At 42.3% G+C, this 16082-nt stretch carries 16 protein-coding genes and 2 tRNA genes; 5 read left to right on the plus strand and 13 right to left on the minus strand.

What is annotated here, in order from left to right; genetic code table 11:
* Positions 1-26: 26 nt before the first annotated feature.
* From OGY04_RS03610 to OGY04_RS03620, 3 genes are all read left to right on the plus strand, one after another.
* The gene (locus OGY04_RS03610) at positions 27-1040 is read left to right on the plus strand and encodes a FecCD family ABC transporter permease (RefSeq protein ID WP_057069105.1); all 1014 of its coding nucleotides are present in this window, start codon (positions 27-29) and stop codon (positions 1038-1040) included.
* A complete protein-coding gene (locus OGY04_RS03615) occupies positions 1024-1779 on the plus strand; it encodes an ABC transporter ATP-binding protein (RefSeq protein WP_057069108.1) in 756 nt (251 codons plus the stop codon). Before OGY04_RS03610 ends, OGY04_RS03615 begins: the two co-directional genes overlap by 17 nt.
* A 196-nt stretch (positions 1780-1975) precedes the next feature.
* Positions 1976-2593, plus strand: a complete 618-nt coding sequence (locus tag OGY04_RS03620; protein ID WP_188093464.1) for a helix-turn-helix transcriptional regulator — start codon at positions 1976-1978, stop codon at positions 2591-2593.
* Between the two features lie 26 nt (positions 2594-2619).
* On the opposite strand, the gene OGY04_RS03625 is transcribed toward OGY04_RS03620, so the two are convergent.
* Genes OGY04_RS03625 through OGY04_RS03655 form a run of 7 tightly spaced genes read right to left on the minus strand, consistent with a single transcriptional unit; the run spans position 2620 to position 8490 of the window.
* Complete coding sequence (locus tag OGY04_RS03625) at positions 2620-3549, minus strand: transketolase family protein (RefSeq protein WP_100194248.1); 930 nt, start codon at positions 3547-3549, stop codon at positions 2620-2622.
* Positions 3546-4277: a thiamine pyrophosphate-binding protein gene (locus OGY04_RS03630; protein WP_057069166.1), complete on the minus strand. Its 732-nt coding sequence runs from the start codon at positions 4275-4277 to the stop codon at positions 3546-3548. Before OGY04_RS03630 ends, OGY04_RS03625 begins: the two co-directional genes overlap by 4 nt.
* On the minus strand, positions 4264-5424 hold the full coding sequence (locus OGY04_RS03635) for an MFS transporter (protein WP_286584786.1): 1161 nt from the start codon (positions 5422-5424) through the stop codon (positions 4264-4266). Before OGY04_RS03635 ends, OGY04_RS03630 begins: the two co-directional genes overlap by 14 nt.
* 13 nt (positions 5425-5437) lie before the next feature.
* Complete coding sequence (locus OGY04_RS03640; protein ID WP_057069162.1) at positions 5438-6133, minus strand: HAD family hydrolase; 696 nt, start codon at positions 6131-6133, stop codon at positions 5438-5440.
* Complete coding sequence (locus OGY04_RS03645) at positions 6130-7362, minus strand: beta-ketoacyl-[acyl-carrier-protein] synthase family protein (RefSeq protein ID WP_057069160.1); 1233 nt, start codon at positions 7360-7362, stop codon at positions 6130-6132. The genes OGY04_RS03640 and OGY04_RS03645 overlap by 4 nt, the downstream gene beginning before the upstream one ends.
* 2 nt (positions 7363-7364) lie before the next feature.
* Positions 7365-7604, minus strand: coding sequence for an acyl carrier protein (locus OGY04_RS03650; RefSeq protein WP_057069159.1), 240 nt, complete (start codon positions 7602-7604; stop codon positions 7365-7367).
* Positions 7597-8490, minus strand: coding sequence for an AfsA-related hotdog domain-containing protein (locus OGY04_RS03655; RefSeq protein WP_286584789.1), 894 nt, complete (start codon positions 8488-8490; stop codon positions 7597-7599). The genes OGY04_RS03650 and OGY04_RS03655 overlap by 8 nt, the downstream gene beginning before the upstream one ends.
* Positions 8491-9141: 651 nt before the next feature.
* Between OGY04_RS03655 and OGY04_RS03660 the strand changes: the two genes are divergently transcribed.
* The gene (locus OGY04_RS03660) at positions 9142-9657 is read left to right on the plus strand and encodes a GNAT family N-acetyltransferase (RefSeq protein ID WP_057068822.1); all 516 of its coding nucleotides are present in this window, start codon (positions 9142-9144) and stop codon (positions 9655-9657) included.
* 332 nt (positions 9658-9989) lie between these two features.
* On the opposite strand, the gene OGY04_RS03665 is transcribed toward OGY04_RS03660, so the two are convergent.
* The 5 genes from OGY04_RS03665 to mtfA all read right to left on the minus strand — a co-directional run bounded on the left by OGY04_RS03665 (position 9990) and on the right by mtfA (position 14449).
* A complete protein-coding gene (locus OGY04_RS03665) occupies positions 9990-10250 on the minus strand; it encodes a hypothetical protein (protein ID WP_141711930.1) in 261 nt (86 codons plus the stop codon).
* 255 nt (positions 10251-10505) lie between these two features.
* Entirely contained in the window at positions 10506-11780 is a 1275-nt protein-coding gene (locus OGY04_RS03670; RefSeq protein WP_349596118.1) for a porin, read from the minus strand.
* A gap of 264 nt (positions 11781-12044) precedes the next feature.
* A complete protein-coding gene (locus tag OGY04_RS03675; protein ID WP_286584791.1) occupies positions 12045-13316 on the minus strand; it encodes a tyrosine-type recombinase/integrase in 1272 nt (423 codons plus the stop codon).
* 160 nt (positions 13317-13476) lie between these two features.
* Positions 13477-13552: transfer RNA gene (locus OGY04_RS03680), tRNA-Asn, on the minus strand.
* A gap of 132 nt (positions 13553-13684) precedes the next feature.
* The gene (gene mtfA / locus OGY04_RS03685; RefSeq protein WP_032943883.1) at positions 13685-14449 is read right to left on the minus strand and encodes a DgsA anti-repressor MtfA; all 765 of its coding nucleotides are present in this window, start codon (positions 14447-14449) and stop codon (positions 13685-13687) included.
* 93 nt (positions 14450-14542) lie between these two features.
* On the opposite strand from mtfA, the gene OGY04_RS03690 reads away from it, so the two are divergent.
* Positions 14543-14632, plus strand: a tRNA-Ser gene (locus OGY04_RS03690).
* Positions 14633-14801: 169 nt separating this feature from the next.
* Here the strand turns inward: OGY04_RS03690 and OGY04_RS03695 are convergent.
* Complete coding sequence (locus OGY04_RS03695) at positions 14802-15959, minus strand: porin (protein WP_020996646.1); 1158 nt, start codon at positions 15957-15959, stop codon at positions 14802-14804.
* Positions 15960-16082: the final 123 nt, after the last annotated feature.

Raw genomic sequence — 16082 nt, forward strand, 5'->3', positions numbered from 1 at the left:
TAGGTTTTAATTTTGAAAGGTTAGTTATGCAGGAAAGACAAAAATACCGCATGCTAATGTGGATTTCAATCGTATTGTTACTGATTGTGGCTATGATTTCTTTGTTCATAGGTCGCTATACATTATCTTTCCCCGAAATAATGACGGAGGTATTACATGATAATGGTCGCCGTTGTTTGAGCGCAGGATTCTCGGTTATATGCAATCTACGGTTGCCAAGGATTATTGCCGTCATGATGGTAGGGGCAGGGCTATCAGTAGCAGGCGTGACGTATCAAGCGGTGTTGCGAAATGCGCTGGCGAGCCCGGATGTGCTCGGTACATCTTCCGCCGCAGCGTTCGGCGCAGCACTTGGGATACTGCTAGGTTTTCCACTACAACTCAGCGCTTTTTCCTCTTTCTTCTTTGGCATTGTCAGCCTTTTATGCGTGATGGGACTTTGCCATTTCAAGAAAAACAATGGGGAGCTCACGACTATCCTGTCGGGCATCATAGTGGCTTCGGTGTTTATGTCTTTTGTATCAATCATTAAATATGTTGCCGATCCACAGGACGAACTCCCGGCTATCGTCTTCTGGCTTATGGGGAGTTTCGCTTCTCTGGTCAAAGAGCAGGTTTATGGACTCATCCCGCTATACATCATTTGTTATCTGGTTATCTACAAACTTCGATGGAAAATCAATGTGTTGTCTTTGGGAAATGATGAGGCCAAAATTGCTGGAATGAACCCACAATTGTTGAATGCAGTTTTGCTAATCACAGCCTCAATTTTGGTGGCAGCATCAGTCACCATCGCTGGCGTGGTGGGCTGGGTTGGTCTGGTTATCCCGCATCTGGTTAGAACGCTGGTCGGGTACAACCATAGCAAGCTGATCCCGGCTTCGGCTGTATGTGGTGCGTTGTTTTTATTGGTCATCGACAATATTGCCAGGACCCTGACTTACGCAGAGATCCCCATTGGAATACTTACTGCTCTGGTTGGTGCGCCTTTATTTGCTGTACTGTTCATCATGAGTAACCGATATGATCGAAGTGAATAATCTGACGTTCGCGTTCAAAAAGAGTAAAACTGCCTTTAACAATATCAGCTTCTCCATTGATGAAGGTGAGGTACTGTGCGTATTAGGACCGAATGGTGTTGGCAAAACAACATTGCTTAAAACGGTTACCGGTCTGTATCAACCGGTTAGTGGCTCATGTCATATTGGCCGAGTGGGAAACCGGAAAGCTCGTATGGCGTATGTCCCGCAGGCCAAACGTGTTCACTTTTCTTACAATGTACTCGATTTCATCTCCTTTGGGTGCCCATTACGGGGCGGAATGCTGGCATCTCCTGGGGCGAGGGATATCGAAAAAGCGGGGCAAATATTGTCGGAACTTGGTGCTTCATATCTTGCAACCAAAGATGTTAACCAGATCAGTGGTGGTGAGCTACAGATGTGTTATATCGCGAAGGCGCTGGTCTCAGAGCCGGACATCCTTGTGCTTGATGAACCTGAATCAAATCTTGATTTTAATAATCAGTCTCTCATTATCAATTGGTTGCACACGTTGTCGCGGGAGAAAAATGTTACTATTATCCTGAATACGCACTTCATCAATCATGCAAATAACATTGCAGATAAATGTCTGCTGATGGGCAAAGATAGTTACTGTTTTGGAACTACACAGAGTGTCTTACAAGAATCTCTCCTCGCCGATTATTTCCACGTCCCCGTTAAACGCTGTCATTTTGAACACAACGGAATACAGAAAGAATCATTTATTGTTGCATTGTGAAAGAGAACCAATGTCGAAGAGAAAATAAGAGTTGAGGGGTTTTTATTGCGAAAAAGTTTGAGGTAGGTAGAAATTTTGGTAGACATATAACTTGCGATTGAGCAATTGCCCAACTATATATATGCGATAAAATAGCTGTGCTCGACGCATGAAATAGCAGCTTCATGTTGTTATGAATAATGCTCAAGGTGTAACTATGATTAAAAAAATCGTTGAAGAATATCTTAATCAGATATACATAAAAAGATACTCAATTATTACCATTAATTCTCTTGATGAGGTTTCCATCATATCTAACATGCCTCATTGTTGGGAACGGGATTTTCTAAAAAGAGAGATGCATCTTCGAAGTAATATTGTGATGAAAGCTAGAGATAAAATAACTCCTTTCAAGTGGTCTTCTGTAAATAGTAATAATGAAGATATTAAGGTTTTATCCAATAAGTATAATATCCGCAACGGGGTGACTTTTGTTATAAAAATTAATCATGACGTGGTTATTTTTACAATGTACTATAATGAGGGTGATGAGAATTTCATAAGATGCTACTCTAGAAAGAAATATAAGATATTGTATGATGTTATGAGTCTTTTTGAAGCCCATTATGAACAAGCACCAAAATATGTATTCACTGTACGAGAAAAGGAAGTTATGAATTTGCTGAAGTTTGGGAAAACTTATATTGAAATAGCATTAATTCTAGGTGTCAGTGAAAGGACCGTCAGATTTCATATCAATAATATTCTCGATAAATTGAATGTGACATCAGTTCGTTATGCGATCTTTAAAGCGACTTCCGAAGGTTTGATCTGACAAGGTGTTCCTTGCCAGATCATCTATCAGTGACGATAGAATTCTGAAAGGCGTAATCTCAAGCCATCGGTATCTAGTCCATGAGCCCGCATGTGCTCTTCTGGTGTCCCAAATTGTCTGAGCTCCTTTAGTTTTACACCAATGGACAAGATTCTGTTTGGTATATCGGACAATGCCTCAGCTATAGCATGAGTTGTCGTTCCTTCAAGGTATGGTTCTACGATTGCGACATCAGGAACTGAAAGAGTATTCAGCAAAGTTACAGTGTCGAAAGGTGTGATCACAGGCGCATACAATACTGTTAAGTCTAGATTCTCTGTAGCTGCTAAGACATTTTCAGCAACTGGTCCCACTGCGATTACAGTGCCTATATGTCCTGTTTTCAGCACTATAAAACTGTTTTCACCAGACCAGTATGTACGCTGGTTTGTTTCAGTCGAAAGCCGGATGTAAAACAGACCAATATCATTTGCAGCCATACGAAGCGCGAATTCAGCTTCCTCGGCATTTCCTGGAATGATGATTTTCCAGTCTGCAAGTGTACTCAGCAGAGACACATCTGCCGGTGACTGATGCGTGCGCCCATCAACCGACAAATCATAAGAGGCTCCGGCGCTGACCAGCACCGCACCGATATTCTGATGATTCAGTGCAATTTTAATCTGCTCGAAGGGACGTTCTATCAGGAAACTAGCAAAGGTATGTACAAATGGGCGCATGCCTGACATCGCCAGACCACCTGCAATATCAATCATCAGTTGTTCCCTAATCCCGACATTGATAACCCTATGGGGAAAATCGCTTAGAACATTTGTGAATCTCTCTGCGGTAATATCAGCAAGTACCAACGCAATATTGTCATTTTCTCTTATCAAGTCTGACATGACTACAGCAAAACGCTGTCGCATTGCGTTTATTTCTGCAAATCGTTGATCCCAGGTTAGAACTGTTTTCATCTTATGCCCCTGAATTGTCTACGAGGTTTACCTGATTTTGTATCTACAGTGGCAATGATAGCGTGAGGCTTATGGGGATGTTCTCTTATAAACGCCTGGTACAGTTCCTCATGATCTCTGCCATTGACACAGGTGGCCTTCCAGCCCTCATTGGAAAAACGACGTGAGATCCCTCCCGGCCAACCCAAAGTGGATGAGTCATTGTCTATGACTACGACATTCAGCTCTGATAGCCCATGTCTGCCTGCAAAAGGAATCGCCTCAAAATTTGAACCTTCATCGAGTTCCGCATCCCCCATGAGAACCCAATGTTTTGGGCCTATAATTCCTCTGGCCCGCAGTGCTAAAGCTGAGCCAATAGCCATAGGTAGGCCGTGCCCTAAGGAACCGCTGGAAATTTCTACACAGTCTAGTTTTGTCCTGTCCGGGTGATACCCAAGTTTGCTGTTGTATTCACCGTAGGTTTCCAGTAATTCCTTAGAAATGAAACCTTTTAATGCCAGTACGGCATAAAAGGCCATCGGTCCATGGCCTTTAGATAAAAAGAAGCGATCCCTATACTCATCTTGTGTCTTATCGGGAGAACAATTAAGCACTTTGTCATACAACACCTGGATGACATCAAGCGTGGAGATAGAAGAAGGTTCATGTTTTTCATCTCCTGTCATCAAAGATAAATAATGATTCAGAAGTTCTCTATTGCTAAGCGCAGCTTCAGTATTTTTCATTAACATTTTCTCGCGATTTTATGAACATCGGAATTAAAGTAATGATTGCGCAGCTAATCAATACCACGTTCCATCCGTATAGGGTATACAGATAAGAAGATATAAATCCGCCAACTGCGCCCCCCGTAACGAAACTCGTCATATAGCAACTTGCGGCCCGAGCTTCGTTTCCATTACAGGCAAGAAATAGCCCTCGTTGGTTATTTATATGTATTAACTGAATAAGTGCATCAATTAATAATGCACCTATTACTGCAATTGCTAATATACTTCTAAAGAATCCCATTATCACCAAAGCTACCACAATTAAAAAATATAGTGCATTATCTTTATAGTTTATGCTTTTCAGAATTACGGGGGAGAATAAGGCAGACGAGGCCCCTGCAACTCCTGTAAGGGAAAAAAATCCAATTTGGGATTGGCTAAGATGAAAAACGGTTGATAAATAAATTGATACGTTGCTCCAGAATGCAGAAAATAAGAACATAATGAAAAACGCACTCAGACAATAATGCATAATAATAGTATTCTGTGATAAGCTGCTTATATTTAGATATAAAATATGGTTATAAGATTCTTGAACTTGATATTTTCTATTTTGTGGTTCGGAGTAATTGAAGAAAAGTAATAAACTTGACAGAAGCATCAGTATTGTCGCAATAGCATATATCGACTTCCAACCCCACATTTCACTCAATAAACTTGACAGGAAACGGGAGAAAAGAATTCCTGTTAATACACATGCCATTATTCGACCTATAATTCGTGTCCCGTCATTTTGTTTGCTCAACCCTGCCGTAATTAAAGGGATTGCGGATGTACCTATTCCAATTAAAAGTGCAGTGGTAGATAAAATATAATAGCTTTTTGTTATGGAAAATATCAATAGAGCAAGCGTCGAAACTGTGTACAGTAATGTGATTAACAGTTTTTTGTTATAGAAATCACCCAGCGGAATTATAAAGAATAATGATAATGCATTACCGATAAGAGAAAATGAATACAGCATGGATGCTTTTACATAAGGAATCATAAGTTCATTACTAATCATAGGGGCCAGTGGTTGAACGTAATACATATTGGCTGCGGTAAAGCCACATATTATTGGTATAATGTAATTTATCATTAAGCAATTTCGCTTTTCCATGCTGCACCTTATGTCATTTCCAATAATCTGCAGAGAGCAGATTATTGTCGGCCTCATATATGAGTTCTTCATTAATATCGGTGAATTTATTCACCATATACTTCACACCAGTAGCGACCATTTCTTCACGCTGGTAGTTATGTGGCATCGATGCAGGAACGCCGATAAACCCTGCTCCGAGTGACTTACATACTTCAGCGACCCTATTAATATCATCAATGAAAACAACCTCATCAAAATCCAGACCAAATATTTCTTTTATGATTTCATACATCCCGGGGCGGAAAGCATTAATGTCAATATATGGAATCTTTTTATCAAAGTAATTTTCATAGGATTTTAAATACGTGTCGAAGCTATATTCCTTATTTCTTCCCCCATAGCATGTAATGCGTGAACCTGTATTGTTCAGCAATGCCAATGTTGATTCGATACCCGGGAGGACTTCAACTGGGTGATCTTTCAAGTAATCCTCTCTTGTTTTGAAAAAATCCTTAATGACTTTTTCACCTGAATAGGGCAGTTTACAGGCTAGTGCGAGGTTATGGCCGGCAGTTGCTTGTGGTGAACCCCAGACGCTACGTTCGATCAGTGAGGAGTAATTCACACCAAGTGATTCAACAAAAATTTTAATTGCCGGGCTGTAGGTGTCATTCAGAACAACACCATCACTATCTATCGCAAATAATTTGATTTTTTTGAGGTTCATATCATTTCCCCTCTACTGTATTGGGAAAAAATAAGCGCAGAATTTTGCCCGCCAAACCCAAGGGATGTGCTGAGTATATTTTTAATACCTGCCCCCCGGATAATACCTGTTGCGATATTTACTTTTATTGCTTCATCAACATTTTGTAACCCGGCAACAGGCGGAATTTCATCATTTAGCATCGTGAGTACAGAAAAGACGGCTTCCATAGCTCCTGTTGCGGCGAGACTATGCCCGGTAACGCCTTTAGTTGATGTCACCCAAGGATAGTCTCCGAATATATTGGATATAACACATCCCTCAAGGGAGTCATTCAATGGTGTAGACGAACCATGTGCATTAATGCATTGAATATCGCTCGGAGTTAAAGAAGCATCTTCTAGAGCCTTATAAATTGATTGAGATAATCCGAAACCATCAGGTGAGGGCGATGTAATATGATGTGCATCATTTGCTGAACCATATCCGGATAACGTCGCATAGATCCTGGCTCCGCGAGCTAGCGCATTTTTCTCATTTTCTAATACCATGATCGCTGCCCCTTCAGAGATAACAAAGCCATCCCTTTCTTTATCAAACGGACGTGATGCTAGCGACAAGTTACTATTTTTCGAAAGTGCGCCTATTTTTGTGAAAGAGGACACAACCAATGATGTGATCGGTGCCTCGCTGCCTCCGGCAAGAACATTGTCGCATTGTCCGCTTTCAATAAGGCTTTTGGCTGTTCCAATTGCATCGGTACCGGATGAGCATGCTGTACCAATCAGGTATGTTGGACCATTAATACCGAGTTCAATTGCTATATTACCAATCGCCATACTTCCCATTGTAGACAAGAGATAGCGAGATCCAATAGTCCCGACGTCTTCCTGTATTGCTCTTTTGTTCAGTGCTTCTAGATAGGTTATACCTGCAAGCGAATTACCGAGTACGATACCTGTTTTCGGCCCTCTGTAAGCTTTGCCTAAACCTGCATCCTCGACAGCGCTACGCGCAGCATATAATGCATACTGAATAAAAGGGTCGCTCCGCCAGATCAATGATTTACTCATATGCTGATCGGGTATGAAATCCTGAATAGGGCATGACCATGAGACTTCAAGCCTTCTCAGGCGGGGATCAGGTTTTGCCATTCCCAGTCCCTGAAGCAGGGTCGAGTGGCATGCCTCTGGGGAATGGCCAGCGGAGGAGATAATTCCCATCCCTGTAACCACGACTTTACTTTTCATAATCATGCGCCTTTTAATTTTGCATGTTGTAATCCTCTGATCCTTTCCATAATACTTTGCAACGTATCTTTATTGACCAGAGCTAATTGGCCACTTTCAATATTAAAAGTTCTTTCGATTTCAATCTGAAATTCCACTATGCTTATAGAATCTAGCCCCATATCATCAAGAGTTCTGTCATCCTGAAGGTCTTTTTCAGAAACACCGAAGACATCTGTCAGTAAACTTCTTAATCTATTCATATTCACCTCTCAGTACTAAGCTAACGGTTGCCAATGTTTTTTTATTCTGGGTTATATCAATATCGAATGAATAGGTATTGTTTTGGAATGTAATCTTTTTGATTGAAACGATTGCAGGAATGAGTTTTTCCACATAGCACATGAAATGTGCTTCCATACTCACAAGAATAAATCGTTCGGTTTCTTCATGCATGTATATCGATAGGTAACAATAACATATTTGTTTTGCTGATTCAGTTATGTTCAAACCTGTGATGTGATCTTGCTCATGATCATTCAGCGATTTGTTATTTTCATCAATCTTTATTCTTGCATTGATATACGGTCCGTTATCATTCAAATCTGCCAGAATGACATTATCAAGTTTTGTGTAACAAACACATTTAGGCGATAGAGGGATTGCGATTGATGAATTTGTGGTTTCAACTGGTGTTTTGCGAATGAGTTTATAACAATGACTTGTTATATATCTTACACCTATTATTACGGTGCCTATGACTATGTCTTGTAATTTAAAAGAAAAATTAAACTCATTTTTTATTGTTTTAATTGTAATTGGGTACTTGGTGTGAATATCTGCTATAAGGTCTTCAGTAACTACGGCTTTAGATGGGTAACATGTTAGGGACCAGTTATTGAGCAAGAATTTATTACCTAACTTGATACCAAACTCAGTATGCGACAAATATGTTTCAACCTGTCTTGCACATTCCAGTAGAAATAAAGGGTTTATCCCATTTGCACAGGCGAGAAAGTCAGAGTAAAAGTGATGCTCAGGGACTAACTTAAAAGTAGCCTGGAAGCGATTATTGGAAAGGCGTGAGGTGTTTTTTAGGAATATCTCACTTTTGTTTTTCTTATGCGTATATAACTTAATATTTTCCATTTTTTCACAGAACCCTTAAAAACATCAAACTATTAAACACTTTTGAATATGAGATGAAACTGTCAGTTCTGACAGGGAGGGGTTTATCAATGAAGTTATAAAGCATGTTTAACATTAGAGGTTGGACTTTTGCACACTATCCTAACTACTGTTCTTCTTATTGCGTCAGTTCGTTACCGTCAACAAGCGGTGATGAAGTGCTCTGTTCGTACTACGGTCACTGCACCGGTTTTGCTGAAGACCGTTTTTTTCCAGAAATTACAGGGATAGGGCGGACACCACACCGTTAGTCAATCCTGATTCGGAGCTTAGTAGTTCCGGATTGCACAAGCCATGTTGGTGCGACTCCTACCAGAATTCTAGTTGAGTCAGAAATGTGGGCAAGTGCACTAAAATTAAATTAATAATCTTTTATATTCTGCTAGTTCACTTTTATTTCTGTATAACGTCACTTTATTGGATCGTCAGCGTCAAGCTAATCGATAAATTTAATTCCAAAAATAGATGAGGATTGATATGTCACTTGGTGAAAAGATGAAAGTGTTTCGATTTAGCCATGCAGATTTCAGGGAGCACTACCTGCCAGTAAGTGGTGTACACTGTGTTTTTATGTGGCTTTAATGCTATTATTTTTTAAATAGGGATGTAGTGATGGAGTTACTAACTAAACGATTGATTCTAAATCCATTTAGATTAAGTGATGCTCCAGAGTTACAGCGACTGGTCTGTGATCCTAAACTCGCACAATGGACTCGTTGCTTTAGTTCTCCTTTTTCAATCGAGGAATCTGTCGACTGGTTGAACAAAACTATCCAGAAAACGAAGTTAGGTGAAAATGTTACGCTATCTATTCATTTGAAACATGGTGGTAATTTAATTGGTGCTGTTTCTTTTCAAAAAAAAGACATGCTAAAGGCAGAGGTTGGGTATTGGTTAGGTGTGCCATTTTGGCGTAAAGGATATTGTACAGAAGCTTTAGGTGCGCTTATCGATTTTTCATTTACAACACAAAATGTAACTCAGATAATTGCTAGGTGTGAAAAGGATAATATAGCGTCTCAGAAAGTTATGATTCGTTGTGGTATGCACTATATCAATGAAAATCAGGGGGTTGCAAATATTAAAAACCGAGAAGTTAAAATCGTTACCTATGTGAGGTTTAGATGAAGAGATATATTCATGTGTTATATTTGACTCTTTGTAGTTATGGGGCAAAACAAGTTTATCGATGATGATTAATTACAGAAAACTAAGTCATGGTCTCCTTTTTTCTTCACAGAAAAAACTCTGCAGGTCTGTCGCTTGAAAATAGTTCGAATGTTAAAATAATTTTTTATCTCACTTTATTTTTGCCGATAAGCACGGGAGGCAAACTCTACAACTTTTCTTTTGAAACTAAAATGTTCAGCTATTGAGTGAGCCAGAGATTAAGAGATGTCTTATGGAAGGACCGTGCTCGAACTATTTTCGAAATATTTAGTTCAGCCCTGATTGATAATTTATTTCAGTTTGTCTTTTATGCAATCGACAAATGGCTTAACTGTTTGTTTTTGCAGGGTAGATAATTCAGTTGCATTTTTATCAGTGATGCCAACAAACCTATTTATTTCCTTCTTGTTAATAAAATCATATTTTACAATAACATGATAATTATGATTATCTGGTATGAATTGTGAGCATGATGATAAATCATCATAGGCATAACATCCCACGGAATAAATTGCTGACAACAATGGGATAGTGTAGATGTAATTCTTCACGTGAGTTCCCCTCATGAAGTATATTTGTTAAGCATGGAGTGCACCGACAAAATAAATGTTAGCCTTCAGAGGAAACCTATGGTCACCTATTTTCCTCCTCTCCTGAAACTGGTGCGGCTAATTTATTGTTGAAAACATAATTTGTTCTGTCCGTTGCGGCAGATTTATGACTACTTATTGTTACAACATCAACGGAGGAAATGATAGCCCAAATATTTTTTGAACTTTACTAATATAGAACTGGGTCAAATCACATTAAATGAAGATACGTAGGCCAACCGCCGCCAGATGATCTGATACATTATATGACGCATCAGTGTTACCGCTTGCTTTCTCATAACCGTATTCAATATAGGTCACTGCGTTTTTCCCCAGCCAGTAATCGGTACCCAGCGTGGTGGACTGGAAGTGTTGACCGTCCATCGCATCACCGCCTTCGGTCCAGTCAAAGTTGGCATAGACGCTCCACTCAGGGGTAATTTTGAACTGTGAGGCATATTCCAGACCCAGAATCGTTTCTTGGTCGTTAGTCTGTTTGCTGGCACCGCTGGTTGCTGCCTGAACGTCATCAACTTTGTTGATATAGTAAGTCGCTTGCACGCCGTTATACCAGGTGAAACTATTAAAGCTGGTTGTGTACTTAGCGTTCATCCCCATCGAATAGGTATTACCGTTATAAGAAGGGCCGGTCACCGTTGTGACTGGAACAGTACCACCGTGTGGACCTATGGGCACATCCGTGGTTATGGTACCCTGATTTACAGAATAGTTGTTATAAGCTGCCGTACCGGAAAGTGAGAAACCATTATCGAAGCGATATTGTGCTGCTAACGCAGCGCCGCCGTGAACAGTCGCGGAACCATCGTGGTACGCATCATGCATATCCGGTCCGTTGCCGTAACCGCTGCCAAAGCCAATTTTATCGACATCGTCATTCCCTTGGCCCATTACACCCACCGTGAAGGCCTTGGTGTTGTAATAATAAATAACAGCCGAGTTAATAATATCGGTCGACATACCAGTGGTATCATGTTTGGCTTTGCCACCGTATGCATAGGTGGTATCAATTCCCAGCCCCCAGTCGGTTGGGGCATATTGCTTACCGAAAGTCACCACCCCATATTTATCATTACCTATCCCCGCATACGCCTGACGGGTATAAACATCGTTACCCTGATTATCAGTTGCGGAATCCAGACCGTGTATGCCAGTTTCATAATAACCTGCCGCGTAATAGCCTTTGTCATTAATATTGTGTCGTAGTGCGACACCCAGACGTGAGTCGTTGTTTTGTATATTATGTTCTACACTGTGCGCTGAATCGTCCTTTGCCATGAGACGTAAGGATCCCATAACTGAAATGGCTGTATCATCATTTTGATAAATCATATCCCCCTTCGTCTGTGTAGCGGTATATGCTGGAGCCGCATGATCCCCGCTACTCGCCTGTGCACAGGCAGGTGCGACTATCGCTGCAGTAATAAGTGGAGCAACAATAAATGGTTTAAGTCGTATGTATTTTACGTGCATAGAAACCCCATGATCATTGTTTAAGTTTATTTTTAGAGTGTTTTTTAAAGATGGAGAGTCTATTAAAAGCTTTTGAATATAAAATAAAACTGTCAGTTCTGACAGGAGTTTTCTTTATTTTTAATTAAATTATTAAGCATTTTTTCAGAGATGTGGATTTATTACACGGTATTAGCGAAACGGTTTTCCATGAAGTTTGGACAAAGTAAAAAGCCGCATCAGTCTGCACAGATGCGGCTTTGATGTGTCAGGACGATTGATTCATTAGGCTGGTTGAAGAGTCGCTCTTTCTCTCCCCAAAATATAGGGCGGTATATAGGTTTTGCGGCAAGTATCCAGATAATCCGACCACCACTGCATCATTGCCTTTCTTGCTTCCAGATGCTCTGCCCTGTGAATATATGCTTGGCGCACGGAGTTACGTTCCTGGTGACTCATTTGCCGTTCAACAGCATCCTGTGACCATATACTGGACTCCATAAGGGCGCTGCATGCCATTGTCCTGAAACCGTGACCGCAGATTTCCACTTTCGTGTCCCAGCCCATCAGGCGTAGTGCCTTGTTTACTGTATTTTCACACATCGGTTTATACGGGTTATGGTCCCCGGGGAACACGAGTGCATTATCTCCTGAGATATCTTTAATCTTTTTCAGGAGCGCGATCGATTGTTGTGAGAGGGGTACGATATGAGGCCTGCGCATTTTGGCACCACGACCAGAGTAACGCACGCCTTCAATAGCTTCGCGCGTGGCGGGTATTATCCAGACCTGATTTCCGAAATCAATTTCATGCCAGCGGGCAAAACGCAATTCACTCGAGCGAATGAATAGATGCAGTGTTAGCAGGATGGCAAGGCGGGTGAGTTCACGGCAATGCTGAAAACTCTCAATGCTCTCAAGCAATTCTGGAAGACGCTCCAGCGGTAGAGCGGGGTAGTGACGTTTTACTGGTGGAGCCGTCACTCCGTCCAGGTTTGCTGCCGGATTAGAATCGATTAATCCATGATGCACGGCGTAGCGCATGATATTCCGGAGGTGCTGGCGTGTACGGGATGCAACTTCCAGTAGACCCTTTTCCTCAATTCCTTTTAATAAAGTGATGAAGTGACGGGGTTTCAGTTCTGAAACTGACATCGTACCAATGACCGGGAATATATGATTATTCATGCTGGCGAGCAGACGGTCGGCGGTGTTCTGTGACCATTTTTTATTGCTCTTATGCCACGCCAGTGCCACGTTTTTAAACACTTTCTTTGGTATACGAGAACTGCGTTCAACTGCTCGCTGCTCTGCTGGATTGATGTTCAGTACCAGCATTTTGCGAATACCTTCACGTTGACTACGGGCGTCTGAGAGGGAGATAACTGGGTAGGCACCGAGTGCAATGCGGGATTCTTTGCCCTTAATACGGTACTTGAGATACCAGTGACGTGAACCGCTCGGTTTGACCAGGAGGTACAGACCGTGTGAATCGGAAATTTTAAAGGGTTTATTAGATGGCTTGAGACTGCGGATTTTGGTGTCAGTAAGAGACATATGGGGTCACTCCATAGTAAAACTAACCGGACCCCAGATTTGACCACCAATTTTTCCCGATGCGGAGGATAAAATCAAAATGCATCGGAAGAAGTTTTCACGCTAAGCTGTTGTATCAAAACCAGACAGGCATTAATGAAGCTGCACGAAAACGAGAATTTGGCTCCTCTGACTGGACTCGAACCAGTGACATACGGATTAACAGTCCGCCGTTCTACCGACTGAACTACAGAGGAATCGTGTGAACGAGGCGCATATTACTGACCTCACCATGAGGTGTCAACAGTAAAATTAGCGCGTCATTTCAATTGGTTAATTAATCTTCAAATTCAGCGTTAATGCACATTTGGTGAGCGACAATGGCCACCTTAGCGGGTATCGCGTAACCGCTCCATGGGGTTCTGGCGGTAAAACTGAATGAAACGTTGCCATAATGCCGGAAAACGTGGTGCAAATAATTCAGGGGCACTGAAGAAATACTCCGATAGAACGGCAAAGCATTCGGCAGGATCGGTCGCTGCGTAGGCATCTATACTGCACGCGGTTTCACCGACCAGATCAATTTCATCCTGAATGTTATTCATTGCGGCGTGCAGGTCGTGCTCCCAACTGGCAATATCTCGCAGAGGGATCGCCGGAATACCGCTGGCGCGGTCGCCATTACGCATATCAAGCTTATGTGCCACTTCATGGATGATCAGATTAAAGCCGGAGGCATCAAAAGAATCCTGAATGTCGAGCCAGTTGAGGATTATTGGACCTTGCTGCCAGCTTTGCCCGGACTGTACAACACGTTGATTATGTACCAGCCCAATATCGTCTTCCCATTCATCGTCCACGACAAACGGGGCAGGGTAGATGAGAACTTCATGAAACCCGTCGAGCCACTCGATCCCCAATTCCAGAACAGGCAAACAGAAAAGCAGCGCAATGCGCGCACTTTTTAGTGGATCCAGCTCAAACCCCTGAAGCGCTACCAATCTTTTTTGCTGTAAAAAGCGCTCGGCCAGGGCGATAAGCCTGGCTTGTTCTTGCTCGGTGAGATTCACCAGAAGAGGAATAGCCAGGGCGTCGTCCCACGGCCAGTCGTCACTCCGGGTTGTTTCTTGCTCTTTCCAGGGCCACTTAATCATCGTTTTGCTCGCAAACTCGTCACTTGAACGAAATTGACGGAACGGGGTCTGTTAAAATGCCAAATTACCTGGCATCATGGCAACCGCCAAAACGGAGAGATGCCAGAGCGGCTGAATGGACCGGTCTCGAAAACCGGAGTAGGGGCAACTCTACCGGGGGTTCAAATCCCCCTCTCTCCGCCACTATTCAAGCACTTGCACGCCTCGCTTTCAACGACAGTTCTCATGGATGTTTTTTTCTTTGAGTATCCTCACAAGTTTATCGTTGTAATGCCCGCGTGGTAAAAAAATACGTTTCGTATAAATAAAAAGCCCGCTTCATATGAAGCGGGCTTGCTTATTTTTGCGTCAATTAGAACTGGTAGACTAAACCAACGGCAACGATGTCGTCAGTTGCGATACCATTGCTTTCATAGAAGCTGTCGTCTTCATCCAGCAGGTTGATTTTATAATCGACATAGGTGGACATATTTTTGTTGAAGTAGTAAGTCACACCCACATCAACATATTTGACCAGGTCTTTGTCGACATAACGCCAGTTACCACGACTCACTTCCTGACCACCTAAATCCTTGCCTTTAGACTGCAGGTAAGCGATGGAAGGGCGTAGACCGAAGTCGAACTGGTACTGCGCAACTACTTCAAAGTTCTGGGTTTTGTTGGCGATACCGTAATCACCGTAAGCGGTCATATTGCGAGTTTCTGCGTACATGGCAGCCAAGTAAATATCATTGGCATCATATTTGGCACCCACGGTCCAGGCATCCGCTGTGTCACCGCCTGCATAGCTGTTGGCATGGCTACTATCGCCACGGCCAGCAGCAACCTGATTGTTAGAACGGTCAGAACTGGAGTATGCAGCGCCAAGACTTAAACCGAAGTCGAAGTCATAAGAGGTGGACATACCGAAACCGTCGCCGTTCTCACGTGTCAGGTCCCGACCTTTACCATTACCGGTACCTTCGCCTGAACCACCGTCTTCATTATTGCCCTGATACTGCAGGGCAAAGTTCAGGCCATCAGCTTGCCCAAAGAAGCCTTTATTGCGATAGGTGGCTACGCCGTTGGTACGACCTGTCATATACACGTCGGTTTGGGTGTAGGAGTCACCGCCAAATTCTGGCAGCATATCTGTCCAGGCTTCTACATCGTAGACGACGCCGTAGTTACGACCGTAGTCGAAGGTACCGTTCTGGCCAAAACCTAAACCGGCGAAGGCCAGACGAGTTGCAGAATTTGCGCCTTCACCTTCAGCAGTATTGGCCTTAATGTTGTATTCCCACTGACCATAACCGGTCAGCATGTCGTTGATCTGTGTTTCGCCCTTAAAGCCCAGACGGGCATAGGTCTGATCGCCATCGTCGCCAGGGTTATCAGAGAAATAACGCAGACCATCGACTTTACCGTACAGATCCAGTTTATTGCCGTTCTTATTATAGATTTCAGCCGCATTTGCTGCGCCTGCAGCTAATAAAGCAGGGAGAAGCAGTGCCAATACTTTTCTTTTCATTATGTATTCCCTTTGCATGATAATTAAAATGAATATGTAGTACTATCCGAGTGACTACATTTGGATACTATCTATGAAGTTCATTTTATTTAAAATATAACATGTAACAAATGTATTTAAAAT

The organism is Citrobacter sp. Cpo091 (genome assembly GCF_030332645.1).
GTDB lineage: Bacteria > Pseudomonadota > Gammaproteobacteria > Enterobacterales > Enterobacteriaceae > Citrobacter > Citrobacter portucalensis.

Excerpts from the sequence above, each read along its gene's own strand:
- OGY04_RS03645 (WP_057069160.1), bottom strand. The coding sequence starts at position 7,362 with ATGAAAAGTAAAGTCGTGGTTACAGGGATGGGAATTATCTCCTCCGCT.
- OGY04_RS03670 (WP_349596118.1), bottom strand. The coding sequence starts at position 11,780 with ATGCACGTAAAATACATACGACTTAAACCATTTATTGTTGCTCCACTT.
- OGY04_RS03615 (WP_057069108.1), top strand. The coding sequence starts at position 1,024 with ATGATCGAAGTGAATAATCTGACGTTCGCGTTCAAAAAGAGTAAAACT.
- OGY04_RS03660 (WP_057068822.1), top strand. The coding sequence starts at position 9,142 with ATGGAGTTACTAACTAAACGATTGATTCTAAATCCATTTAGATTAAGT.
- OGY04_RS03620 (WP_188093464.1), top strand. The coding sequence starts at position 1,976 with ATGATTAAAAAAATCGTTGAAGAATATCTTAATCAGATATACATAAAA.
- OGY04_RS03610 (WP_057069105.1), top strand. The coding sequence starts at position 27 with ATGCAGGAAAGACAAAAATACCGCATGCTAATGTGGATTTCAATCGTA.
- OGY04_RS03635 (WP_286584786.1), bottom strand. The coding sequence starts at position 5,424 with ATGGAAAAGCGAAATTGCTTAATGATAAATTACATTATACCAATAATA.
- OGY04_RS03655 (WP_286584789.1), bottom strand. The coding sequence starts at position 8,490 with ATGGAAAATATTAAGTTATATACGCATAAGAAAAACAAAAGTGAGATA.
- OGY04_RS03630 (WP_057069166.1), bottom strand. The coding sequence starts at position 4,277 with ATGAAAAATACTGAAGCTGCGCTTAGCAATAGAGAACTTCTGAATCAT.
- OGY04_RS03695 (WP_020996646.1), bottom strand. The coding sequence starts at position 15,959 with ATGAAAAGAAAAGTATTGGCACTGCTTCTCCCTGCTTTATTAGCTGCA.
- OGY04_RS03640 (WP_057069162.1), bottom strand. The coding sequence starts at position 6,133 with ATGAACCTCAAAAAAATCAAATTATTTGCGATAGATAGTGATGGTGTT.
- mtfA (WP_032943883.1), bottom strand. The coding sequence starts at position 14,449 with ATGATTAAGTGGCCCTGGAAAGAGCAAGAAACAACCCGGAGTGACGAC.
- OGY04_RS03650 (WP_057069159.1), bottom strand. The coding sequence starts at position 7,604 with ATGAATAGATTAAGAAGTTTACTGACAGATGTCTTCGGTGTTTCTGAA.
- OGY04_RS03675 (WP_286584791.1), bottom strand. The coding sequence starts at position 13,316 with ATGTCTCTTACTGACACCAAAATCCGCAGTCTCAAGCCATCTAATAAA.
- OGY04_RS03625 (WP_100194248.1), bottom strand. The coding sequence starts at position 3,549 with ATGAAAACAGTTCTAACCTGGGATCAACGATTTGCAGAAATAAACGCA.